The sequence below is a fragment of the Bacillus cereus group sp. BceL291 genome (assembly GCF_051776705.1).
In the GTDB taxonomy this organism is placed as follows: Bacteria; Bacillota; Bacilli; order Bacillales; family Bacillaceae_G; genus Bacillus_A; species Bacillus_A cereus.
In genome coordinates this window covers 13315-37124 of the sequence record NZ_JBPWAP010000029.1, presented here as the reverse complement: position 1 = coordinate 37124, position 23810 = coordinate 13315, and the positions used below count along the sequence as shown (strand labels likewise).

The window sequence follows — 23810 nt, the reverse complement described above, 5'->3', positions numbered from 1 at the left end:
AATGAAACAAGTACAAACAAAAAGGGATTGGAAAAAACTTGCATACGACGTAGTGGAAGAGAAAATGATTACGAAAGAAGATGCAATAGCGATATTAGAAGCTGATGATACAGAAGTTTTAGAAATTATGAATGCAGCTTACATTATTCGCCATCATCACTTTGGTAAGAAAGTAAAATTGAATATGATTATTAATACGAAATCTGGATTATGTCCTGAAGATTGTGGATATTGCTCACAGTCTATTATTTCAGAAGCACCGATTGATAAATATGCATGGTTAACGCAGGAGAAGATTGTAGAAGGGGCACATGAAGCAATACGCCGTAAAGCAGGTACATATTGTATTGTAGCGTCTGGTCGTCGTCCGACGGATAAAGAGGTAAATCACGTAATTGGAGCAGTTAAGGAAATTCGTGAAACGACAGACTTGAAGATTTGTTGTTGTTTAGGTTTCTTAAATGAAGATCAAGCAGGACGTTTAGCGGAAGCAGGCGTGCACCGTTATAATCACAACTTAAATACACATGCAAATAATTACGATAGTATTTGTTCAACTCATAAGTATGATGATCGTGTTGATACAGTTCAAAAAGCAAAACAAGCTGGTATTTCACCATGCTCTGGAGCGATTTTTGGCATGGGAGAAACAATTGAAGAGCGTGCTGAAATTGCATTTGAATTACAACGTATAGATGCGGATTCTATCCCTTGTAATTTCCTTGTTGCTGTAAAGGGGACACCTCTTGAAGGGCAAAAAGAGTTAACGCCAGTAGAATGTTTAAAAGTACTTGCAATGATGCGTTTTGTAAACCCAACAAAAGAAATTCGTATTTCAGGAGGACGTGAAATCAATTTACGTTCTGTACAGCCAATCGGTTTATTTGCAGCAAATTCTATTTTTGTCGGGGACTACTTAACGACAGCTGGACAAGAGCCGACTGCGGACTGGGGTATGATTGCAGATTTAGGATTTGAGATTGAAGAATGTGCATTATAAGATAGATGAAAAAGCAAACTTGTAAAAGAGTTTGCTTTTTTGTAAATAAAATGTAATAAATAGTTGTGAACGCTTGATACTATTGGTTTTTGAACGAAAAAAAGAATTTTTGTGGACGAATTTTCCAAGCCCTAGTTGTACATAGTAAATATGTAATTTATATTGGGTTGGAGGATTTTACATGTACAAATACATATTAGCGATTATGACTTGTTTAATTTTAATAAAAGCAATAAGTTCTGATCCAGTTAAGGCTACCGAAAATCCTGAACAAAAAGAGATGCAACAAAGAATCGAACAACACTTTCGAACGAAAGCTGAACATTTTGGATTGAAAACGGAAGGAAAAGATTTAAAGGAAGTTAGAAAAGAAATTACTATTATAGAAGAAGCGAAAAAAAGAGAGAATGTATGGAGAACAGCACAAGCTCTTCATATAAAAACAGAAGGAAAAACGATGAATGAATTAATAAAAGATGTACAAAAAAAGGTGAAAAAATAAAAAGAGGCCGCAGCCTCTTTTTTTATGCCCATTGTTTTGATAAGTGAGCCATTTCAATTGCAGCAACAGCTGATTCATATCCTTTATTACCAGCTTTCGTACCTGCGCGTTCAATCGCTTGTTCAATTGTTTCTGTCGTTAATACGCCGAAAATAACTGGGATGTCCATTTGTAGTGATAAAGACGCAACACCTTTTGCTACCTCATTACAAACGTAATCGTAGTGAGTTGTAGCACCTCGGATTACAGTACCTAATGTAATAACAGCATCATACTTTCCGCTACTAGCCATCTTTTTAGCGATTAAAGGAATTTCAAATGCACCAGGAACCCAAGCAACATCAATATCACTTTCTTCTACACCGTGACGCTTTAATCCGTCTAAAGCGCCGCCAAGTAACTTACTTGTAATAAATTCGTTAAAACGTCCAACAACAACTCCAACTTTTAATCCTGTACCAACTAAATGACCTTCGAATACCATAATAAATCTCTCCTTTAATTATAAGTTTAGTAAGTGTCCTAATTTATTTACTTTCGTTTGTAAATACGATTTATTCTCTTCTTTTGCCGGCATTTGCAACGGTACACGCTCGACTACTTCTAAATCGTAACCTTGTAAGCCAGCAATTTTTCTTGGGTTATTCGTTAATAATCGTAAGCTTTGTAAACCTAAATCTTTTAATATTTGAGCACCGATACCGTAATCACGAAGATCAGCAGGGAAGCCGAGTTTTTCATTTGCTTCTACAGTATCGAATCCTTCTTCTTGTAATTTATAAGCGCGAAGCTTATTAAGAAGCCCAATGCCTCTTCCTTCTTGTCTCATATAAAGAAGAACACCTTTTCCTTCACGCTCAATTTGAGCAAGTGCTGCATGGAGTTGTGGTCCGCAATCGCAGCGATGTGAACCGAATACATCTCCTGTTAAGCATTCAGAATGAACACGTACAAGTACCGGTTCACCTGTTGAAATATCACCTTTTACAAGTGCGATATGTTCTTTCGTATCTAATGAGTTAGAATAGCCAATTGCGTGGAAAGTACCGAAATCTGTAGGTAATGTAATTTCCACTTCTCTCGTCACAAGTGTTTCATGATGGCGGCGATAAGCAATTAAATCTTCTATTGTAATCATTTTTATATCAAATTGTTTTGCACATTCTATTAAATCAGGTACACGTGCCATCGTGCCGTCCTCATTTATAATTTCGCAAATAACTCCAGCTGGTTCGGCACCGCATAGCTTTGCTAAATCAACAGCAGCTTCTGTATGACCTGCACGACGCAGGACACCGCCTTCTTTCGCAATTAATGGAAAGATATGTCCAGGTCGATTGAAATCAGCGCCTTTTGATGCGGGGTTTAACAATTCTTGTATCGTAGTTGCACGTTCGTGAGCGCTAATCCCTGTTGTTGTAGAAACATGGTCAATGCTCACTGTAAACGCAGTATGATGTGAATCTGTATTATGAGATACCATTGGTTCTAATTGTAGACGTTCTGCGTACCCTGCTGTAATCGGTACACAAACGAGACCACGGCCATGTGTAATCATAAAATTAATTGTTTCTGGTGTAATGTACTCTGCTAAAGCAATAAAATCGCCTTCATTTTCTCGGTTTTCATCATCACATACGATAACGACTTTACCTTGTTTTAAATCTTCTAGAGCTTCTTCAATACGATGAAACATTGTGCTTCCCCCTTATAGAAATCCGTTTTCTTGTAAAAAGCTTTCAGTCATTGAACCTACTCGTTTTGTAGGTTTAGTAATAAAGCGTTCGATATATTTACCAATCATGTCACACTCAATGTTTACGATATCTCCGGCATTTTTTTCCCCAATGACAGATTCGCTTACTGTGTGCGGGATGAGTGAAATCGTTATGGAAGATTCGTCTATAGCAAATATCGTTAAACTCGTTCCATCAACAGCAATGGACCCTTTCTGCAAACAATAGCGCAGCAGTTCATCAGAAATTGCTATTTTGTAATAGACGGCATTGTAATGTTGTTTTTTATTTAAAATCGTTCCGGTGCCATCAATATGTCCTGAAACGAAATGTCCACCGAATCGTCCGTTTGCAGCCATTGCTCGCTCTAAATTTACTTTAGAGTGCGGTTTAAGCATGCGAAGTGATGTCGACTGCATCGTTTCAGGCATTGCATCAACTGTAAATGAAGTAGTTGTAAAGCTCGTTACAGTTAAGCAAATACCGTTAACCGCGATACTATCACCTAAGTGAACATCTGATAAAATTTTCTTTGCATGAATCGTTAATTTCATCGCTTCTCCGCTTTGTTGCATGTTTGCTATCGTTCCTAATTCTTCTACAATTCCTGTAAACATTTCGTCACCTCGTTTCGGGCATTCGCAACGATTTTTATATCATCACCAATTTGTTTCATCTCTTGAATTTTCAAGGAAAGCGCATCTTGTAATTTTGAAAAACCATTTCCTCCAAATAAAGTAGGAGCATCTTTCCCACCAATTAATTTCGGGCTTATATAGGTTACAATTTCATTAAAATTGTTTGTTTTTAAGAAACTTGCATGAATCGATTGGCCACCTTCAACGAATAGAGAAAGAATTCGTTTCTCTCCAAGAAAGGAAAGAAGGTCCTCGATTTCTATATGCTTCGTTTCCATTTGGAATATAGCTATATTTTTAGATTCATAAGAAGATATTTTCTCTTTCTTTACATCCTTACCGACAATAATCCATGTCGGTGCTAAACCATCTGTTATAACATGAGAAGATGGTGGCGTTCGTAAATGGGTATCTAAAACAACGCGAATAGGATGTTTCCCACCATTTGGAATTCTTGTTGTTAAATGAGGATTATCAGCTATAACTGTATTCACTCCAACAAGAATTGCATCATGTGTATGGCGATATTGGTGAACATCAGCACGTGCTTCTTCACCTGTAATCCACTTACTTTCACCAGTTACAGTTGCTGTTTTTCCATCTAAGCTCATCGCTGTTTTGATTGTTACAAAAGGGCGTTTCGTTTTCATGTAGTGAAAAAAGTAGCGATTTAATAAAACTGCTTCTGCTTCAAGAACACCAGTAGTTACTTCAATTCTAGCTTCCTCTAATCTTCTTTTTCCGTTACCAGAAACGAGCGGATTACAATCGAGAGTAGCAATTACAACACGCTTAACTCCTTTTTCGATGAGCAATTCACAGCAAGGTGGTGTTTTTCCAAAGTGGCTACACGGTTCCAGTGTTACATAAACGGTAGCGTCTTTGGCGTTCTGACCAGCCATTTGAAGGGCATGAACTTCTGCGTGTTCTTCACCAGCTCGTAAATGAGCGCCCATACCAACGATGTTTCCATCTTTTACAACAACAGCACCAACCATAGGATTTGGACTTGTTTGTCCTGATGTTCCTTCTGCTAACTGCAGGGCAATCCTCATATATTCTTGATCTGTCATTTTCTTCACCTCTCCAAAAAAAATCAAAAAACCCCAAGGATTTAATATCCTTGGGGTTTGGGAGACGTGATTTCTAGAAATATAGTTTGAATACGAAAGCATAGGAAAGAAACCTAACGATAATTGATATTTCTGCATAAGGAAAAAACCTAGCAAAATATCGAATTTTTAAACGCTAGTTGTCTCTTTTTATTTCAGTATAAAAAATAAGTATAGAAAATTAAACATATATAAAGAATCAAAATGAATCTTTAAAAATATGCATACTGAAATAAAAGTGTATTCACTATATAAAAAACTAGAAACATATCCTTCTCCCATCCAGACTATACTGTCGGCCCTAGAGTTTCACTAGATCCACCGTTTTCGAGTTGAAAACGGGTCACGGACTTAGAAGTTTTCACTTCATCACCGCCGGTTGGGAATTTCACCCGACCCCGAAGGATGCTGTTTGCTCAAATTATAGCACAAAAAAAATAAAAGGCTAGTAAAAAATATTCGAATGTGAAGAATTGTGTGAAAATATATGCAGGCTGGAATGGAAATAAAAGTATTAGAAATGTTGTAAAGAGAAGGGATATAACGGAGTTGCTAAAAAGAAAAAACATGCACAAAAAAATGTGCATGTCACATGTAAAATTATTCTGCCTCTGGTGCTCTAACAACGGACTCGAATTTACCTTTATGCGAAGCGTCGCAATAAGGCATATTTTTTGATAAACCACAACGGCATAAAGAAAATGCCGGTTTTGCTGGGAATGCATTCCCTTGTGAGTCGACTAATTCCACGTCCCCTGTAACGCGAAAAGAGCCATTATCATTTACTTTAATTTGTACTTTTGCCAACGTTATCCCTCCTTCCCAAACGCTTAATTTCATCATATAATCAAGGGAAGTGCTTGGCAATATAAAGTGAAACTTTAATTAGTGGGGGAGGCATCCCCCACTAATTATTAGTTGAACCAATCGGGCTTTTAGGGGCAGTTAATCTCCTACCTAACTTCTTTGTTTCAGCCGAATTTTGAGGTGGGAGTTTTACTGCCCGCAAATAGCGGAGAAAAAAGAGCACTTTGTTTGAGAAAGAAGAGAGTGTTATAATAGTTTTCATAACTGACTAGAGTAAGGTGACGAGAGATGGATAAACAATTACATACATTACGAAACATTGCAAATGAGCGCACGTGGGCATCATTTTTGAATGATAATCATCCATATAGTTTGTTACATTGGTCCATTGCAGGTGTAGGGCAAGAGGCAAAGGATGTTTGGTTACTTCAAGATGAAGTAACATTTCAAACGACAGAATTCCCAACGTTAGATGATGCAATGCAATGGATTTCTGAAAATATGGAACAAGTTACAGACGTTTTAGCGCAATAAAAAACAGGCTTATGCAAGCCTGTTTTTTGTTTCTTTCACATATGTGTTTAAAAATTGATCGACGGCTGCTTCGTACTCTTCTTTATTTTCGTTATAAGAGCAAGCGTGTGCACCGTGTTCTGCAATATAAAGCTGCTTATTATTTTCTTTCGCTTCATATAACGCTTTTGTCATATCAGCTAAAATATAGTCGTCATCTTTACTATGAATAAAGAGAACGGGATTGTTAATGTTTTTTATACAGTCGATTGGTGAAACTTCACGAATTGTATAACCGTCACGAACTTTCAAAAATGCGTTTGCTAAAGGTAATAAAGGCCATTTTGGTAAATGGAATTCAACCTTTAAACGGTGCTGTAATTGTCCGTGAAAATCAGAGAAAGGACAATCTGCAATATAGAAATCAGCACCATCTTCTACAAGTCCTGCGTATTGAAGAAGTGTTGCAGCTCCCATAGATTCACCATGAATACCAAGTGTAATATTGGTGCCAAAACGGTTTTTTAGCCAGTCAACTACGGATTTTAAATCATGTTTTTCATAGTATCCATAGCTTGTTGTTTTTCCGCCAGTTTTACCATGACGACGATGATCGTAAATGAGGACGTTATATCCCCTTTTTAAGAATAAGTTTGCATATTTTACAGAGTTTATTTTATTTACAGTTACACCGTGGCAAAAAACCATAAACTTATTGGTGGAATGACCAGCAGGAATGTAATATCCGTGAAGGTCGTATCCGAATTGTGAAGGGATATGAATTTCTTCTTTATGAAGAGCATCAAAATCCTCTATACGAAAATGTTTTTTCGTTTCTCTTTCGAGTACTTCTTCCTCTGTTTTTTTCTTTAAGTACATCACTTTATTTGTAAAGAAAATCCCAAGGGCAGTTATTGCACCTAGTATAGTAAACAATGCTGCAAAAAAACGTTTCATACTTTACCTCATCCTCCAAATACCGTTACATGTGATACACTTATATTGTATCACAATGATATAAAAGGGGAGAAATAGGAAATGCTGCATATACAAAAAATTACGCCAGCGATGAAAGAAACAATCCGAATGTTCATGTGTGGGAATTGGGGAAGTTCATTGATGGTTTCACGTGGTAAGGGACATCAGTTAGAAGAGTTGCCAGGATTTGTTGCGCTCTCAGATGACAGAATAATCGGAATTATAACGTATGAAGTGACCGGAAATATGTGCGAAATTGTATCGCTAGATAGCTTTGAAGAAAGAAAAGGAATAGGGACGAAACTTGTGGATTGTGTATTACAAGTTGCAGAAGAAGAACGGTGCAGACAGGTTTGGCTTATTACAACAAATGATAATATGAATGCGTTACGATTTTACCAAAAACGTAATTTTGTAATGACTAATTTATATGTGAATGCGGTAGAGGAGGCACGAAAAATAAAGAAAGAAATTCCACGTATTGGATATGATAATATCCCAATTTTACATGAAATTCAGTTGGAATATCGTTTGGTGAAATGATGTAACAATTTTCAGAAATGTGAGTTATTAATCTTGACGGATAGTGTAATTTAGGTTACCGTGAAATTGTAATCTATTACCATATTAAGGGGTGACGATGTGGCAACTATACGTGATGTTGCAAAATTGGCAGGTGTTTCAGTCGCAACCGTTTCACGAGTTATTAATGAAAAAGGATACGTTCATGAGGACACAGTAAAACAAGTAAAGGAAGCAATTGAAGAATTACGTTATAGGCCAAACAGTGCAGCGAAGCCACTATTTAAAGAGGATTCAACGATAATTGCATTACTTGTAGATAATTTATGTAACCAATCAAACATCACTTTGCTACATTGTATTGAGGAAATAGCATATAAAGAAGGTTATCAAATCATTATTTGTAATATAGAGAATAAAGATAGATACATACATATGCTGAAGCAAAATAACATTGCAGGTGTTATTTTGACAAGAGCAGTTTTTAAAAGTGTAGGAAAAATTCCATTTCCGTTTGTTGTGATCGATGAGCAACAATCACATGGAAATTATTATGAAAGTGGACAGAGAGCTGTTTCTGTATTAAAAGAGAAAGGGTGTCACTTTCTTGCATATTTCGGTGAGGGAGAAGAAAGTGCAGAAATGGAAGATCATATAGCAGGGTTTTTAGACGCTGTTTGGGATGAAGGAATCTCTTATCGAGAAGAATGTGTACAAGGGTATACAAATAAACAATTTATTACATTATTGCAAAACAATCCGTATGTAGATGGAATTGTAGCCTCAAGTGATCAGATTGCTATTGAGTTAATTCGGTCAGCGAGATTTCTAAATATACATATACCAGATAAATTAAAAATTGTTGGACCGAATGGGAGTATAGAGTGTGAATGGATAGGTTCATCACTACCGACAATTGAAAACTATGTCAAAGATAACGGAAAAGTAGCTTTTCAACAATTAAAAGGAAAAATAAAAAAGTAAAAGGTGCGTTTTATACGCACCTTTTTATAATGTAATTGCGGCAATAAAGCCAAATATAAGTAACGGTATATTGTAATGTAGAAAAGTGGGTACACATGTATCCCATATATGATGGTGCTGACCATCAGCATTTAAACCGGATGTTGGTCCAAGGGTACTATCCGATGCTGGAGATCCTGCGTCACCTAGTGCTCCGGCTGTACCGATAATTGCAATTGTGGCCATTGGACTAAATCCAAGCTGAATGCAAAGAGGTACAAAAATGGTTGTTAAGATAGGGATGGTTGAAAAGGATGAACCAATTCCCATCGTAACGAGAAGTCCAATAACGAGCATAAGAAATGCAGCGAGTGGTTTGTTATTTCCGATTATATGTGCACTCGTTTGCACTAGAGATTCAACATGTCCTGTTTTTCGAAGAACAGCGCCGAATCCAGCGGCAGCAATCATAACAAAGCCAATAAAGGACATCATACGCATTCCGCTTGTTAATATCGCATCTGCTTCTTTAAGTGGTAGACTGCCACTAACTGATAAGACGATAATACCTGCTAAAGCACCGAAAATCATTGATTCTGTTGTTAATTGAACAGTTAATGTAGCAATGATAGATAATAACCCGAAAGTAATGCTACGTTTTGTATAGGGAACGATTTCATTTTCGGTAGTATGAATTTGTTCTGTTTCATACGTACGAGGTTTTCGGTACGTAATGAATACCGCTACACATAATCCAATAATCATACCGATTGCTGGAATAGTCATTGCTTTTGGAATAAGTGCGACATCAAATGTAAGACCGCTTTGCGCAGCGTTGGTTTGCAATACGTCATGATAAATTTTTCCGAACCCTGCAGGGATCCACATATAAGGAGTAATCAATCCAAATGTAATAATACATGTGACAAGTCTGCGATCCACTTTCAGCTCAGTTAATACTTTTAAAAGTGCTGGAATTAAGATGGGGATGAAAGCAATGTGAACAGGAATCACATTTTGTGAGAAACAAGCCATCATTAAAATAATGAATAAAATAAGTACCTTAGAATAAACTTGTTTTTTCGTGTCTTGTTCATTGCCAATCCATTTTAATGCAGTTTGAATCATAGCATCTGGAAGTCCTGTTTTGGAAAGGGAAATAGCGAAACCACCAAGCATTGCATAACTTAAAGCGATTGGAGCACTGTTTCCAAGACCAGTTGTAAAAGTGTTAATCGTTTCTGAAATACCGAGTCCGCCGATAAGTCCGCCTGTTAAAGCTCCAACAATGATGGCGACAATGACCTGGACACGTAACAAACTAAGCAATAGCATAATTGCTACTGCGACGAGTACAGCGTTCATAATAAATGTAATCTCCCTAAATTTTTATTCTGTTAAGACAAGTACATATGAAACATTTTGCTATGTTTATACATACTTGCGACATATTATTATAAAATGTTTTCTATGAAATGTAAAAGAGCCTTTTGTGACTAATGCTGAAAAGCTAGCTCTTGTTTAATTGATTGCAAAGAATTGGCGAATAATTCTGGTTCTTCTAGATCAGGAGAATGTGCTGAGTTTGGGAACCAAATCATCTTTTTTATAGGCGCTTCAATAATATCGCAATATTCCTGAACGAGTGCATAAGGAGTTTGATAATCATAGCGACCAGAACAAAAATAAACTGGAATAGATAAACTTGAGATAGAAGAAAAGAAATCGATTGTCAGCATTTCTTCCCATAAAACGCCAGATTTTAAATTTCCTGCGAGAAACTTGAACCAATCTAATAGCGTGTACTCAGGAGAAAAGAAACCTTTTCGTATGAAAGAAAAGGAAGATCCATTTTGGATTGCGCCTCCGAATGTGCCAAGCCACTTTCTTTGAATAATGAGACGTCTCGTATCTAAAAATGGTGGCTTTCCTAATTTTAAAAGGGAAGCTAATGCTTTTTTATGATTATGTTTTTTTGCAGAACGAATTAAATGTTGATATAGCAATTCTTCATTTTGTTTCATATGTACAATTTGCCCAATACCGATGTAAGCCTCAATATACTTTGGATATTGATGTGCTATGTTAAGCCCAATGATACTTCCCCAAGAATGACCAGCGAGAAATAGTTTTTGTTTGTTGAACCTTTTAAGTACATATTGAATCACTTCTTTTGCATCGGAAACGAATTGTTCGATTGTGAAATTTGCTCCGAAATCTTTTATTGAAAAGGATTTACCAGCCCCGCGCTGATCCCAATTAATAACAATAAATTGCTTCTCTAATTCTTTTTGAAAATGGCGAATAAATCCGATTTGTGCCATCCCAGGTCCGCCGTGACAGCATAATAAAATAGGTTGCTCTACGTTTTGTCCACGCATAAGGAGAGTTTGTTTTCGATTATTAATCATAACGCTTTCTATCGTAGCGATACTGTTAGGAATGAGTTGTTTGTTTTCATTATAGAACTGAGGGGTGTAGCTACGAAAAAGCATATTGAAAACCTCCTTTTGTGAAATCGTATGAATCGCACAGGCTATTCATTTTGCATATACTGTTAGAAAATCATTGTAACATACCATACTAGTGTCATTTCAACACGGGAGGAGGGAAATTGTGACGATTGGAGAAATTATAGATGGTTTAAATAGACGTGAACCCATCGCTATTATAGCAAAACGTCTTGAAATAAGCCCGTATACATTATCGAAGAAATTAAGATTGATTGGATACGAATATGATGGAGAGCAGAAGAAACGTATTTTTGTAGGAGATGGAGAAGAACCACGTCACTTACAACTCCAAGAAGCGACCGCCCTTCAATATGAGAAAACAGATTATCAATTGTTAATTTATGAGCAATTACAAAGCATTTATGAATTATTAAGAAAAAGAGAAGAAGTAATTGTACCAATTATGAGTAAAAGTACAGAGAAGAAGAGACGAACCTTTTCTATTAATACAGAAATATTATCACAATTGGACCTTATATCAGAATCGAAAGGAATTCAAAAATCTAAACTTGTAGAAGAGGCGTTGCACCAATTTTTACAGCAATATGAAGTTGACAAAACATCACATTTTGATAACTAAAGAAAAGGATACTATGTTCATTGGAAGAACGAGTATCCTTTTTATGATGTATATTACGTATAAAATAGAGGATCAGTATAAATCCTTTATGGCGTGAAAAATGAAATTTATTATTAGAGAAACACTTAATTTACTTTTTGAATTCTTCCATCAATAACTGGCTGAATTGGTTCTTTTAATTGTTTTACGTAATCGACTAACGCTTCAAAGTCGTTTGGACCAGTTTCTGCATTTTTACCATTTTTAAATGATACGAATCCGTCACCGCCAGAAGCTAAGAAGGCATTTGCAACTACGCTATACATTTTAGATGGAGATAATTCTTCTCCGTTTGTTAAACGTATATTTGTAACTTTTTCACCGTTTGGTTTATTTGCATCCCACGTATATTGAATACCTGAAATTTGAAGCATTCTTGTTGTTCCTTTTTGCCATTGCTGATTTAAAATATCGCGAATGTCTTGACCTGTTAAATCTACTTTAATTAATTGATTTCCAAAAGGTTGAATGCCGTATAACTCACCCCACGTAATATCACCAGCATCTAAGTCATTACGAATGCCACCAGGATTCATGAGGGCGATTTGAGTTTGCATCGTTTGACGCTGAGCATCGGCAACTAAATTTCCAAGAGTGGACTCACCAGCATCATTTTGTTTACGGTCGATAGGTGCTGTAGATTTTCCGACTACTTCATTTACAAGTGGTGCAATTTTTTCTTTATATTGATCTAGTTTTTTCTTTACTTGTTTATCAGGTTCTACACCTTCATGATACGTTGTAACAACTTCAGCTTTTTTCTTTACAATATCCTTTGTTTTACGATCAATTGTTACATCCACGTCTGAGAAAGCCGTTCCGTATGAATTTGCTTGGACAATTAGTTTATTATTTACTGTACCATTTACATACGTATGACTATGTCCACCGAAAATAACATCAACTTCTGGGTCTGTTTCATTTGCAATTCGAGTAAGATCGCCATTTGTTACCCCAGACTCATCGGTTGTTCCACCGACATGAGCAAGAACGACGATAGATTTAACGCCGAGACGTTTTAATTGTTGTGTTGATTTATTAATTGCTTCTACTTCATCAGTAATTTGTACATTGTTAAGCATCGTAGGCATAACGACATTTGGTGTATCAGTTGTAACAACCCCAATGAATCCTACAGGAACACCATCTACCATTTTTACAGTAAACGGTGGTAAAAATAAGCGGCCAGTTGATTTGTTGTAGAAGTTAGCAGCTACATAGGGGAAGTTAGCCCCTTTGAAATTCCCTGTTTTTTCATGATATCCACCGTAAATGAGGCGTTGCATTTCATCAATACCTTCATCAAATTCATGGTTTCCGATTGTACCAACATCAAATTTTAAGTCATTTAAAAATTCAATTGTCGGTTCATCTTGTAATAATGCTGAAACTGGTGGACTAGCTCCGACGATATCACCAGCATGTACGAGAAGTGTATTAGGGTTTTGTTTTTTACGTTCTTTTAAATAAGTAGCTAAGTAATCAGCGCCACCAGCTTCTTTATTATTGATTTTTTTAACAGTATCTAGTTGTCCATGGAAATCATTAATACCAAGCATTTGTACGTCTATGTAGCGGTTTTGTTCAGTTGGATTCTGAGATGGGGGAGCGGCAAATACGCTTGAAAAAGTAATGGTGCTTAAAACAGCAACGGCAGGAATAATTTTTTTCCACATAATATAATTCTCCTTTTTTTATAATCTGACATCATACGACATAATTTTAATAGATTCATAGGATTATAGCTACATAAAAATTTAGTCTTTTCGAAAAATTAACACATTTACAAAAAGTGAATAATAGAGTGAAGACCTTTTTTTATTGTCGATTTCATCGTGTATCTACTATAATGGAGAAAAAAGTAAAAGGTGAGTAGCATGAAGAAAAAGAAACAAAGACAAATACAAAGACAATCACAAGTGAATCAACCGAAGAAAGAAACACTTACATTAGGCGATCAATTAAATGATTCACTCATGCAACAATTAAAGAGTAAGAAGAAAGAGTTGCAAGTGAGGGAAGAGGAAAAAGAGGCAGCTGAACTGGAAAGAAAGCGCCAAGAACAAAAAGAACGTGAAAAGAATAAATCATTTGAAGAACTGCTAAGTGAAAGTAACCTTACTTGGAAAGACTTTAAATAATAAAAAATGATCAGTGGTATTTCACTGATCATTTTTTGACGAGCTTGTAAGAAAAGGGGAGTTAGAATGAGAAAAATTATCGTTGTTCCACATGAAAACCATTGGAGTGAAAAATTTCAAATGGAGGCTGAAAGATTAAAAACAGCGATGCCAGAAACGGTGAAAATTCATCATATTGGAAGTACGTCAGTGCCCGGACTGGCAGCTAAACCTATTATTGATATGATCATGGAAGTAGAAAATATCGAAAGAGTAGATGGGTGGAATGAACGATTTATAGAGCTTGGTTACATCGTAAAAGGGGAAAATGGTATTTCAAGACGCCGATATTTTATTCATGGAACTGAAGAAAAACGTTCGTATCATTTACACGTGTTTGAAAAAGGAAATCCAGAGATTGTAAGGCATTTAGCGTTTCGTGATTATATGATGGCTCATTGTGAAGAAGCAGAGGCATATGCAACCTTAAAGAGAGAATTAGCCGAAAAGTATACATATGATGGCACGTTATATACGGAAGGGAAAAATGAGTTTGTGCGCAATGTGGATGAAAAAGCGAAAGAATGGAGAGAAAATAACTTAAATGAATGAGTTCACGTTATTTTTTAGCTATATAAAAGTGTTATGTAAACTGTACGTATGTTTTGACTTTTGGGATGAATCTTGTTGAAATAAAGTTGTGGCTTATAAAAAATGTAACAATGAAAGGGAGACGACTGTGCATATTCCAACAACTACACTTCATAATGGCGTGAAAATGCCGATGATTGGTCTAGGCGTATATAAAGCGAAAGAAGGAGACGAAGTAAAGCAAGCAGTAAAAACAGCGTTAGAAGTTGGATACCGTTCGATTGATACAGCAACTGTATATGAAAATGAAAGCGGTGTCGGAGAGGCGATACGTGAATCAGGAATTCCAAGAGAAGATATATTTATAACAACAAAAGTATGGAACGACGATCAAGGATATGAGGAGACACTCGAGGCGTTTGAAAAGAGTTTGAAAAAATTACAAATGGACTATGTAGATTTATATTTAATACATTGGCCGGTAAGAGGGAAGTATGTTGATACGTACCGAGCTTTGGAGAAATTGTATGAAGAAGGTAAAGTGCGCGCGATTGGTGTTTCTAATTTTCATAAACATCATTTAGAACTATTATTACCAAATTGCAAAGTGAAGCCGATGGTAAACCAAGTGGAACTTCATCCGATGTTGACGCAATTTGAGTTGCGCAATTATTGTCAAGATGAGCAAATTCAAATGGAAGCATGGAGTCCGTTAATGAGGGGCGGAGAAGTATTCCAGCATCCAATCATTCAGGCTATTGCTAACAAATATGAAAAAACACCTGCACAAGTTATATTAAGGTGGGATATTCAAAGCGGAATTGTTATAATTCCTAAATCTGTTACACCATCTCGTATTGAAGAAAACTTTACTATTTTTGATTTTGCACTAACTGAAGAAGAGATACGTCAAATTAACACGTTGAATCGTGATTTACATGTAGGAACGAATCCTGATAAATATGATACGTTATAAAAAAGACTGTCTCCTAATACTGGAGACAGTCTTCTGTTTATCGGTAATTCGATATTTTTAACGATGCAAAGCATATGTGTCATATTTAACAATCTTTTGAAGTTGTATATATTCTTCTTTCGTTAAAGGTAACTGTTGGCTAGCTCGTATATTTTCCTGTAATTGTTGAAGCGAGCTTGCACCAGGTATAACAGCTGCAACAGTCTTATTATGTAAGCAATATTGAATAGCTGTTCCTGTTAAAGAGCGTTCTCCAATCGTTTCTTTTACACTCGCTAGAGTTGTATGTAATTCATCGTAAGAATAAGAGAGATAATCCTTTTCCTTTACTCTTTCTATTTTTATTGCATTGTTGTCAGTTAAAATTCCTTTTGCAAGTGGCCCGCGGGCAATGACGCTAATTTGGTGTTCATTCAGAAGGGGGAACCATTCTTCTGGACGACGATTTAAAAGGCTATATTCCATTAGTACACTAACGATGTTTGAGCGTTTTGCATACTCACGAACGACATTTGGGCGTATAGAAGAAATACCGTAATGGCGAATAATACCTTCCTTTTTCAATTCTTCAAAAGCTTCAATTGTTTCATCTATTGGATCTTCAATCGTTCCGCCATGAAGTTGGTAAAGGTCAATATAATCAGTTTGAAGTCTACGTAAACTTTCCTTTACTTCAGTCTTTATGTAAGCTTTAGAAGGATCCCAAGACCAGCCATTTTTTTCTTCTGTCCAACGATTTCCAACCTTCGTTGTAAGTACAATTTGGTCTCTTCTTCCCTTCAAGGCTTTTCCAACAAATTCTTCATTTAATCCGTAATCATATAAATCTGCTGTATCAAAAAAATTAATTCCTAAATCGATCGCTTCATCGATAATATGCATAGCTTCTGTTTCAGATGTACCGAGAGACATACAGCCAAGGCCTATTTCTGTAACAAACAAATCTGAGTTTCCTAATTGACGTTTTTTCATAGGTCAACCTCCTTACCTTTATTGTACGAGAGGGAAAAGAGGTTGACAAACGTTTACTTTTCGCTGTGCATTAACTGCCCGTAAAAGCATGATTAATGTTTCACTTTATTTGCTGTAATCCACTCTTGTACAGTTGTATACTCTTTGCTATATTGCTTTAGCTTATGGCGAATTTGCCATGCTTTTCCGACTAAAGTGACGCGATTTGGTAAAATATAAACTTTCATTTCTATCACGCTCCTTTCAATGTGGTAAAATGTATGAGGAAAGAATAGGAAATAGAACAGGGAGATGAAGTAGTATGAGTAATCTTGCAGAGAGAACAGTAAAAACTGAGCCGATTTTTGATGGTAGAGTTATAAAAGTTCGTGTTGATGATGTAGTATTACCAAATGGAGCAATGAGTAAACGTGAAATTGTAAATCACCCTGGTGCAGTTGCTATTATTGCTATTACTGATGAGGGGAAAATTGTGCTTGTTGAGCAGTATCGTAAAGCGCTTGAAAAGGCGATTATAGAAATTCCGGCTGGTAAGTTAGAACCTGGTGAAAAACCTGAGGTAACAGCAGTTCGTGAATTAGAAGAGGAAACAGGATATGTATGTGAAAATATGGAGCTCATTACTTCTTTCTATACATCTCCAGGATTCGCAGATGAAATTTTATATGTATATAAAGCGACAGGTTTGACAAAAAAAGAAAATAAAGCTGAGTTAGATGAAGATGAGTTTGTGGAATTAATGGAAGTATCGTTAGAAGAAGCGATTACTCTTATGAAAGATCTTCGTATTCATGATGCGAAGACGATGTTTGCAGTACAATATTTACAACTACAAAAATAAACACTCGCCAAAGGCGAGTGTTTTTTAATTGATTTTTGCATATACACGTGCATCACGTAAGCTACCATCTGGTGCTAGGAAATCATTTTCCATTGTACCTTCTAGAATGAATTCTAGACGTTCTGCTAAGCTACATGCATTTATATTTGTTGCATCAGTACGAATTTCAATTCTTCTAGCGCCTAGTTTATCAAAGGCGAACTGAATTGCACCTTTAACAGCTTCGGTCATATAGCCTTGTTTTGTATAGGCACTATGTAGCCAGAAGTGAAGTGAAAACTTTGGAATATCCCAGTTTTCAGGCTTTAGTGTAATTGCTCCGATGAATGTACCAGATACTTTATCGTATAAGTGAAAATCAAGTGTTTCACGAAGTAAAAACTGTCCGTGAGCTTCGCGAACAATTTCTTCAGCACTCTCTTCTGTTTCAGCGTTAATTGGTATCCACGGTACTAAGTCTTCTAGAGAAGCTTGGATTGCTTCATATACTTCTGCACCATCACCTGGAAATGGTTTACGAACTTGCAAGCGTTCAGTTTGAAATAATGTTGGAAAATCTAATAATAATGGTTTCAAGAGAAATCCCTCCTATTCTCTACTTTTTAGTTTAGCAAAGTAGAGCGGAATTTCAATGTTAATTCGTCATACTTTTTTCTTTCTTTCATACATTTTTAATAAGAGTGTGAACGGAGGGAAGAAAAATGTGGCGAAAAAATTGGCAAGACCGTGTAATGTCTCACATACAGGAAAACTCTTCATTATATATATTTAACGCCGTTTTATTATTGATGGGAGTAATATTCGGAGCTATTCTGGTGAATAGTTTACAAATCAATCAAAAACAAGATTTATCATTTTATTTACAACGTTTTTTTGGACAAGTCTCTAAAGGAGAATTTGCCATTGCGGGCGAAATGTTTCGAGAAAGTTACTTTTCGCAATTAAAATACATCGGATTTATTTGGATTTTAGGGATTTCAATTATTGGATTACCACTTATTTTTATTTTATTATTTGTAAAAGGAGTTGTCGTTGGATTTACAGTTGGTTTTTTAGTAAGTCAGCATGGATGGAATGGATTATTATTAGCATTTGTATCTGTTTTGCCACAAAATTTAATTATCATTCCAGTCTTTCTCGTTATGACAACTATTGCTGCAAGTTTTTCTTTACGGATGATTAGGCATCAATTTATTAGAAAAATAACCGAGCCACTATTACCATTATTAATCCGTTATACATGCTTCTTTCTCGTAATTGGAGTGGTGTTAGCACTTGCTTCTAGTGTGGAGGCTTACGCATCACCAGTTTTAATGAAAGAAGTCGTTGAGGCTATTAATAAAAAATAAATACTTTTTGAGAATAATTATCAATTTGTTTTTATTGTTTTTTTCTTTTGACAGAAGCCCTTCTTCTGATATAATGGTGTAAGAGTGGCGAGGAGGGAGTAGTACCGAATGGAAGAAAGAATTGAACGAATTAAGAAGCAATTACATGCAGCGAGCTACAAATTAACACCGCAACGTGAAGCAACAGTTCGTGTGCTGCTAGAAAATGAAGAAGATCATTTAAGCGCAGAAGATGTTTACCTCCTTGTAAAAGAAAAGTCGCCAGAGATCGGATTAGCAACCGTCTATCGAACTTTAGAACTATTATCTGAGTTAAAAGTTGTCGATAAGATTAACTTCGGAGACGGTGTTTCACGCTATGACTTACGCCAAGAAGGTGCGCAGCGTTTCCACCATCATTTGATTTGTACACAATGTGGTGCTGTACAAGAAATACAAGAAGATTTACTTGGTGAAGTGGAAAGGAAAGTAGAACGAGACTGGAGCTTTAAGGTGAAAGATCATCGTTTAACATTCCATGGGATTTGTAAAAATTGTCAAGAAAATGAAACGGATGAAAAATAACCTTTTCCTATTTATCTAGGAAGAGGTTTTTTATTTGAATAAGGTATAAATTGGTGAAAGCTTGGCATATGTTGTAATAACTTATATTTTGGAGGAATTTACAATGCGCCGAGCTTTAAAATTAACTTTTGATGGAATAAAAGTATTTTTATTATTTACAAGTTGTACGATTTTGTTTTATTTCGCTATACTATGGATAAATGAAGAATATGAAAGCTATCATCGTTATGAAAAACCTAAAGAAGAGACTGTAGAAAAAGTATCAGGGAATGAAGAACTGGCAAAGGATGCTTTCGTAAATAGAATGATGTTTTTCTATGAAAATGGGGAGTAGTGTAGAGTGGAAGATCAATTAAAAGATTTTATTCATTATATGGTTGTCGAAAAAGGATTAGCAAAGAATACAGTAGTATCTTATGAACGGGATTTAAAAAGCTACGTAAAGTATTTGCAAAATGTGGAACAGACGAAAACTTTTCATGAAGTGACCCGTTTACACATTGTTAATTTTTTGCAGTATTTAAAAGAGAACGGAAAATCTTCGAAAACATTGGCGCGTCATATCGCATCAATTCGTTCGTTCCACCAATTTTTACTTCGTGAACGAGCGGTAGAACACGACCCATCCGTACATATTGAAACGCCACAAGGGGAACGGAAATTACCAAAAGTATTATCAGTTGATGAAGTAGAGGCGTTACTTCAAACACCAAAAATGACAAGTGCTTTTGGGATTCGTGATAAGGCGATGCTAGAGTTACTGTATGCGACAGGACTTCGTGTTTCAGAATTGATTGCACTCAATTTAGAAGATGTACATTTAACGATGGGATTTGTTCGTTGCATAGGGAAAGGGAATAAAGAAAGAATTATTCCACTAGGAAGTTTAGCAACGGAAGCAATTCAAAAGTATATTGAAAAAGGAAGAAGAGAATTAATGGGGAAAAAAGTAGTAGATGCACTCTTTTTAAACCATCATGGTAATCGTTTATCAAGACAAGGATTTTGGAAAATATTAAAACGATTAGCGAAAGAAGCAAATATTGAAAAAGAGCTTACACCTCATACGTTGCGTCACTCGTTTGCTACGCACTTATTAGAAAATGGAGCAGATTTACGTGCTGTACAAGAAATGCTTGGACATGCAGATATTTCAACGACTCAAATCTATACGCACGTTTCAAAAACTAGATTAAAAGATGTATATAAACAGTTTCATCCGAGAGCATAGTTACTATGCTCTTTTTTCATAGATTAAGAGGGGAAGACCGCTTCACAGAAACTTCACAAACATTTCGTATATTGTTTTCAGCAGAAGACTGGAATATTACAATGTATTTCCTCTATACTAAATAGAGTATAAAGGAGGAAATGATGATGAAAAAACTGATTATAACTTTATTTATCGCGATGCTAGCGTTGGCTGGCTGTAATACAAACAAAGAAGAACCGAAAAAAGAAAAGAAACTTGAAAGTGTAAACGTAGCAATTCAAACGAATCCGAAAGAAATTAAACCTGGTGAAAAAACAGAAGTACAAGCACTTGTTACACAAGGAAAAGAAAGAGTAACGGATGCCGATGATGTAAAGTTTGAAATTTGGAAAGATGGCGACGAGAAGCACGAGATGTTAGATGGTAAGCATAAAGGAAAAGGTGTTTATGCAGTAGAGAAAACATTTGAAACTGACGGAGTATATCATATTATTCCTCATACAAATGCACGTGATATGCACGTTATGCCAGAACATAAAGTTGCTGTAGGAAATGCGAAAGTAGAAGATGCAAAAAAAGAAAATAGTGATCACAGTGCAGGACATGGAGATCATAAAAGTGACACAATGATCCATCTTATGGCTGGAGACATAAAGGCAAATGCTGAATCTACAATGAAAGTTCATTTAAAGCAAAAAGAAGAAGCATTAACTGGTGCTGAAGTACAACTAGAGATTTGGAAAGATGGTGTTGAAAAACACGAATTTATTCCAGCGAAAGAAGGAAATAAAGGAGAGTATGAAACGAAACATACTTTCAAAGAGAACGGTGCTTACAAAGTGAAAGTACATGTAAGAAAAGGCGAATTGCATGAACATAAAGAAGAAACAATAGAAGTAAAATAAAAAGTAGCTCTTTAGAGCTACTTTTTATTTTTAATATGAAGAAATAAATCATAAAAAAATTAGCACTTCGTTGCAGAATGGATTACAATAGAAGTGTGAAGAAAATGAGAAATTCTACGAAAATGTATTAAAAAGAAAGCGTAAACATGTTATGATATCAGTATCAGATGTCTGACATCTGACTTAGAAAAAACTAGAAATGTTTTTGAATCGTTTCAAGTAAACGAAATAGGTTAGAAAATGATTTAAAGAAGTACTGTTTGACAATGAGAATTCTTTTTGATAACAGTTTCACTTTATAGCGTTTTGAACATACTACAAGAAGTAGAACTGAACTTATAGGAGGGCGCAGTTATGAATAAATATAAACGTATATTCCTAGTCGTAATGGACTCTGTGGGAATCGGTGAAGCACCAGATGCTGAGCAATTTGGTGATTTAGGATCTGACACAATTGGTCACATTGCTGAACATATGAATGGGTTACAAATGCCTAACATGGTGAATTTAGGTCTTGGTAACATTCGAGAAATGAAAGGTATCTCTAAAGTAGAGAAACCACTTGGATATTACACAAAAATGCAAGAGAAATCTACTGGTAAAGATACAATGACAGGTCACTGGGAAATCATGGGCCTTTACATTGATACACCATTCCAAGTGTTCCCGGAAGGATTCCCGAAAGAATTACTTGATGAATTAGAAGAAAAAACAGGCCGTAAAATTATCGGTAATAAGCCAGCTTCTGGAACTGAGATTCTTGATGAACTTGGTCAAGAGCAAATGGAAACAGGCTCTTTAATCGTTTATACTTCTGCTGATAGCGTATTGCAAATTGCAGCACACGAAGAAGTAGTGCCACTTGATGAGTTATATAAAATCTGTAAAATTGCACGTGAATTAACATTAGATGAGAAATACATGGTAGGTCGTGTTATTGCTCGTCCATTCGTTGGTGAACCTGGAAACTTTACACGTACACCAAACCGTCATGACTATGCACTAAAACCATTCGGCCGTACAGTAATGAATGAATTAAAAGATAGTGACTACGATGTAATTGCTATCGGTAAAATCTCTGATATTTATGATGGCGAAGGGGTAACGGAATCACTTCGTACGAAGTCTAACATGGATGGAATGGATAAGCTTGTAGATACATTAAATATGGACTTTACAGGTCTTAGCTTCTTAAACTTAGTTGACTTTGATGCATTATTCGGCCACCGCCGTGATCCACAAGGATACGGAGAAGCTCTGCAAGAATATGATGCACGTCTTCCAGAAGTATTCGCAAAACTAAAAGAAGATGATTTATTATTAATTACAGCAGACCACGGTAATGATCCAATTCACCCTGGTACTGACCATACGCGTGAATATGTACCATTATTAGCATATAGCCCAAGCATGAAAGAAGGCGGACAAGAGTTACCACTTCGTCAAACATTTGCTGATATTGGTGCAACAGTAGCAGAAAACTTCGGTGTGAAAATGCCAGAATACGGAACAAGCTTCTTAAACGAGCTAAAGAAATAGGGGGATAAACAAATGAATCGTGAACTTATTACAAAATCAGCTTCATACTTAAAAGAGAGATTTCAAGAGACACCACAAGTAGGACTAATCCTTGGATCAGGACTAGGTGTATTAGCAGACGAAATTGAGAACGCAGTAACAGTACCTTACAGTGAAATCCCTGAGTTCCCAGTATCAACTGTAGAAGGCCATGCAGGTCAACTAGTATTCGGTACACTTCAAGGTGTAACAGTAGTAGCAATGCAAGGACGTTTCCACTTCTATGAAGGATACGACATGCAAAAAGTAACATTCCCAGTTCGTGTTATGAAAGAACTAGGTGTAGAAACAGTTGTTGTAACAAACGCAGCTGGTGGTGTAAATACATCATTTGAGCCAGGCGATCTTATGTTAATTTCAGACCACATTAACTTCATGGGTACGAATCCATTAATCGGACCAAATGATTCTGAAATGGGCGTACGTTTCCCTGATATGTCTACGTCATATACGGTAGAACTTCGCGAAATGGCGAAACAAGTTGCAGCAGACTTAAATATTAAAGTACAAGAAGGTGTATACGTAGGAATGACAGGTCCTGTATATGAAACACCTGCTGAAATTCGTATGCTTCGTACACTTGGCGGAGATGCAGTTGGTATGTCAACAGTACCTGAAGTAATTGTAGCGCGTCATGCTGGTATGAAAGTGTTAGGTATTTCTTGTATTTCAAATATGGCAGCTGGTATTTTAGATCAACCACTTCACCACGATGAAGTAATTGAAACGACAGAACGTGTTAAAGCTAACTTCTTAGCATTAGTAAAAGCAATCGTAAAACAAATGAAGGGGTGACTT

At 36.1% G+C, this 23810-nt stretch carries 29 protein-coding genes and 1 riboswitch; of the genes, 17 read left to right on the top strand and 12 right to left on the bottom strand.

What is annotated here, in order from left to right; all coding sequences use genetic code 11:
- Window position 1 precedes the first annotated feature (1 nt).
- Both bioB and ACS2CR_RS18660 read left to right on the top strand, forming a co-directional pair.
- On the top strand, window positions 2-1000 hold the full coding sequence (gene bioB / locus ACS2CR_RS18665) for a biotin synthase (protein ID WP_053512792.1): 999 nt from the start codon (window positions 2-4) through the stop codon (window positions 998-1000).
- A gap of 181 nt (window positions 1001-1181) precedes the next feature.
- Window positions 1182-1502 (top strand): hypothetical protein, encoded by a 321-nt coding sequence (locus ACS2CR_RS18660; protein WP_000280033.1) that lies wholly within the window; start codon window positions 1182-1184, stop codon window positions 1500-1502.
- A 22-nt stretch (window positions 1503-1524) separates the two neighbouring features.
- On the opposite strand, the gene ribH is transcribed toward ACS2CR_RS18660, so the two are convergent.
- From ribH to ACS2CR_RS18635, 5 genes are all read right to left on the bottom strand, one after another.
- The gene (ribH, locus tag ACS2CR_RS18655) at window positions 1525-1986 is read right to left on the bottom strand and encodes a 6,7-dimethyl-8-ribityllumazine synthase (RefSeq protein ID WP_000230899.1); all 462 of its coding nucleotides are present in this window, start codon (window positions 1984-1986) and stop codon (window positions 1525-1527) included.
- Between the two features lie 18 nt (window positions 1987-2004).
- Complete coding sequence (gene ribBA / locus ACS2CR_RS18650) at window positions 2005-3198, bottom strand: bifunctional 3,4-dihydroxy-2-butanone 4-phosphate synthase/GTP cyclohydrolase II (protein WP_000468983.1); 1194 nt, start codon at window positions 3196-3198, stop codon at window positions 2005-2007.
- A 12-nt stretch (window positions 3199-3210) separates the two neighbouring features.
- Window positions 3211-3855: a riboflavin synthase subunit alpha gene (gene ribE, locus ACS2CR_RS18645; protein WP_016111642.1), complete on the bottom strand. Its 645-nt coding sequence runs from the start codon at window positions 3853-3855 to the stop codon at window positions 3211-3213.
- Window positions 3837-4949 carry a bifunctional diaminohydroxyphosphoribosylaminopyrimidine deaminase/5-amino-6-(5-phosphoribosylamino)uracil reductase RibD gene (gene ribD, locus ACS2CR_RS18640; protein WP_153602588.1) on the bottom strand — a complete coding sequence of 371 codons (1113 nt, stop codon included), beginning with the start codon at window positions 4947-4949 and terminating at the stop codon, window positions 3837-3839. The genes ribE and ribD overlap by 19 nt, the downstream gene beginning before the upstream one ends.
- A gap of 305 nt (window positions 4950-5254) precedes the next feature.
- Window positions 5255-5398: riboswitch (FMN riboswitch) on the bottom strand.
- Window positions 5399-5588: 190 nt separating this feature from the next.
- Window positions 5589-5795, bottom strand: a complete 207-nt coding sequence (locus tag ACS2CR_RS18635; RefSeq protein WP_001151579.1) for a CDGSH iron-sulfur domain-containing protein — start codon at window positions 5793-5795, stop codon at window positions 5589-5591.
- 288 nt (window positions 5796-6083) lie between these two features.
- Between ACS2CR_RS18635 and ACS2CR_RS18630 the strand changes: the two genes are divergently transcribed.
- Window positions 6084-6329, top strand: a complete 246-nt coding sequence (locus tag ACS2CR_RS18630) for a DUF2552 family protein (RefSeq protein WP_000360793.1) — start codon at window positions 6084-6086, stop codon at window positions 6327-6329.
- A gap of 9 nt (window positions 6330-6338) precedes the next feature.
- Here the strand turns inward: ACS2CR_RS18630 and ACS2CR_RS18625 are convergent, their stop codons facing one another.
- Complete coding sequence (locus ACS2CR_RS18625) at window positions 6339-7265, bottom strand: alpha/beta hydrolase (protein WP_000819234.1); 927 nt, start codon at window positions 7263-7265, stop codon at window positions 6339-6341.
- An 81-nt stretch (window positions 7266-7346) separates the two neighbouring features.
- Here ACS2CR_RS18625 and ACS2CR_RS18620 point away from each other — a divergent pair, with 81 nt between their 5' ends.
- Window positions 7347-7829 carry a GNAT family N-acetyltransferase gene (locus ACS2CR_RS18620; RefSeq protein ID WP_053512793.1) on the top strand — a complete coding sequence of 161 codons (483 nt, stop codon included), beginning with the start codon at window positions 7347-7349 and terminating at the stop codon, window positions 7827-7829.
- A 99-nt stretch (window positions 7830-7928) separates the two neighbouring features.
- A complete protein-coding gene (locus ACS2CR_RS18615; RefSeq protein WP_000201341.1) occupies window positions 7929-8792 on the top strand; it encodes a LacI family DNA-binding transcriptional regulator in 864 nt (287 codons plus the stop codon).
- 24 nt (window positions 8793-8816) lie between these two features.
- Here the strand turns inward: ACS2CR_RS18615 and ACS2CR_RS18610 are convergent, their stop codons facing one another.
- Together ACS2CR_RS18610 and ACS2CR_RS18605 are read right to left on the bottom strand one after the other, a co-directional pair.
- Complete coding sequence (locus ACS2CR_RS18610; RefSeq protein WP_000994819.1) at window positions 8817-10136, bottom strand: Na+/H+ antiporter family protein; 1320 nt, start codon at window positions 10134-10136, stop codon at window positions 8817-8819.
- A 131-nt stretch (window positions 10137-10267) separates the two neighbouring features.
- Entirely contained in the window at window positions 10268-11266 is a 999-nt protein-coding gene (locus ACS2CR_RS18605; RefSeq protein ID WP_000898965.1) for an alpha/beta fold hydrolase, read from the bottom strand.
- A gap of 121 nt (window positions 11267-11387) precedes the next feature.
- Here ACS2CR_RS18605 and ACS2CR_RS18600 point away from each other — a divergent pair, with 121 nt between their 5' ends.
- Window positions 11388-11864: a ribbon-helix-helix domain-containing protein gene (locus ACS2CR_RS18600; protein WP_000151926.1), complete on the top strand. Its 477-nt coding sequence runs from the start codon at window positions 11388-11390 to the stop codon at window positions 11862-11864.
- A 125-nt stretch (window positions 11865-11989) separates the two neighbouring features.
- Here the strand turns inward: ACS2CR_RS18600 and ACS2CR_RS18595 are convergent, their stop codons facing one another.
- Window positions 11990-13579: a bifunctional metallophosphatase/5'-nucleotidase gene (locus ACS2CR_RS18595; RefSeq protein ID WP_000265560.1), complete on the bottom strand. Its 1590-nt coding sequence runs from the start codon at window positions 13577-13579 to the stop codon at window positions 11990-11992.
- 201 nt (window positions 13580-13780) lie between these two features.
- Between ACS2CR_RS18595 and ACS2CR_RS18590 the strand changes: the two genes are divergently transcribed.
- From ACS2CR_RS18590 to ACS2CR_RS18580, 3 genes are all read left to right on the top strand, one after another.
- Entirely contained in the window at window positions 13781-14044 is a 264-nt protein-coding gene (locus ACS2CR_RS18590; RefSeq protein WP_000727548.1) for a YqkE family protein, read from the top strand.
- A gap of 66 nt (window positions 14045-14110) precedes the next feature.
- Window positions 14111-14635 (top strand): GrpB family protein, encoded by a 525-nt coding sequence (locus ACS2CR_RS18585; protein WP_001226445.1) that lies wholly within the window; start codon window positions 14111-14113, stop codon window positions 14633-14635.
- Between the two features lie 127 nt (window positions 14636-14762).
- Window positions 14763-15590, top strand: coding sequence for an aldo/keto reductase (locus ACS2CR_RS18580; RefSeq protein WP_053512794.1), 828 nt, complete (start codon window positions 14763-14765; stop codon window positions 15588-15590).
- A gap of 57 nt (window positions 15591-15647) precedes the next feature.
- Here the strand turns inward: ACS2CR_RS18580 and ACS2CR_RS18575 are convergent, their stop codons facing one another.
- Both ACS2CR_RS18575 and mciZ read right to left on the bottom strand, forming a co-directional pair.
- Window positions 15648-16562 carry an aldo/keto reductase gene (locus tag ACS2CR_RS18575; protein WP_098619351.1) on the bottom strand — a complete coding sequence of 305 codons (915 nt, stop codon included), beginning with the start codon at window positions 16560-16562 and terminating at the stop codon, window positions 15648-15650.
- 92 nt (window positions 16563-16654) lie between these two features.
- Window positions 16655-16789: a Z-ring formation inhibitor MciZ gene (gene mciZ, locus ACS2CR_RS18570; RefSeq protein WP_000870302.1), complete on the bottom strand. Its 135-nt coding sequence runs from the start codon at window positions 16787-16789 to the stop codon at window positions 16655-16657.
- A 74-nt stretch (window positions 16790-16863) separates the two neighbouring features.
- Here mciZ and ACS2CR_RS18565 point away from each other — a divergent pair, with 74 nt between their 5' ends.
- Complete coding sequence (locus ACS2CR_RS18565) at window positions 16864-17403, top strand: NUDIX hydrolase (protein ID WP_000067041.1); 540 nt, start codon at window positions 16864-16866, stop codon at window positions 17401-17403.
- A gap of 24 nt (window positions 17404-17427) precedes the next feature.
- Here ACS2CR_RS18565 and ACS2CR_RS18560 read toward each other — a convergent pair whose 3' ends face one another.
- Window positions 17428-17979: a GNAT family N-acetyltransferase gene (locus ACS2CR_RS18560; protein WP_000803479.1), complete on the bottom strand. Its 552-nt coding sequence runs from the start codon at window positions 17977-17979 to the stop codon at window positions 17428-17430.
- Window positions 17980-18134: 155 nt separating this feature from the next.
- Between ACS2CR_RS18560 and spoIIM the strand changes: the two genes are divergently transcribed.
- From spoIIM to ACS2CR_RS18525, 7 genes are all read left to right on the top strand, one after another.
- Entirely contained in the window at window positions 18135-18752 is a 618-nt protein-coding gene (gene spoIIM / locus ACS2CR_RS18555) for a stage II sporulation protein M (RefSeq protein WP_013142149.1), read from the top strand.
- A gap of 108 nt (window positions 18753-18860) precedes the next feature.
- Window positions 18861-19316, top strand: coding sequence for a ferric iron uptake transcriptional regulator (gene fur, locus ACS2CR_RS18550; protein WP_000392657.1), 456 nt, complete (start codon window positions 18861-18863; stop codon window positions 19314-19316).
- A 103-nt stretch (window positions 19317-19419) separates the two neighbouring features.
- On the top strand, window positions 19420-19650 hold the full coding sequence (locus ACS2CR_RS18545; RefSeq protein WP_053512796.1) for a YqzK family protein: 231 nt from the start codon (window positions 19420-19422) through the stop codon (window positions 19648-19650).
- A gap of 6 nt (window positions 19651-19656) precedes the next feature.
- On the top strand, window positions 19657-20547 hold the full coding sequence (gene xerD, locus ACS2CR_RS18540; protein ID WP_000390088.1) for a site-specific tyrosine recombinase XerD: 891 nt from the start codon (window positions 19657-19659) through the stop codon (window positions 20545-20547).
- Between the two features lie 143 nt (window positions 20548-20690).
- On the top strand, window positions 20691-21434 hold the full coding sequence (locus tag ACS2CR_RS18535; protein WP_002101286.1) for a FixH family protein: 744 nt from the start codon (window positions 20691-20693) through the stop codon (window positions 21432-21434).
- A gap of 354 nt (window positions 21435-21788) precedes the next feature.
- The gene (gene deoB, locus ACS2CR_RS18530) at window positions 21789-22973 is read left to right on the top strand and encodes a phosphopentomutase (RefSeq protein WP_098619353.1); all 1185 of its coding nucleotides are present in this window, start codon (window positions 21789-21791) and stop codon (window positions 22971-22973) included.
- Between the two features lie 12 nt (window positions 22974-22985).
- Entirely contained in the window at window positions 22986-23807 is an 822-nt protein-coding gene (locus tag ACS2CR_RS18525; protein WP_053512797.1) for a purine-nucleoside phosphorylase, read from the top strand.
- Window positions 23808-23810: the final 3 nt, after the last annotated feature.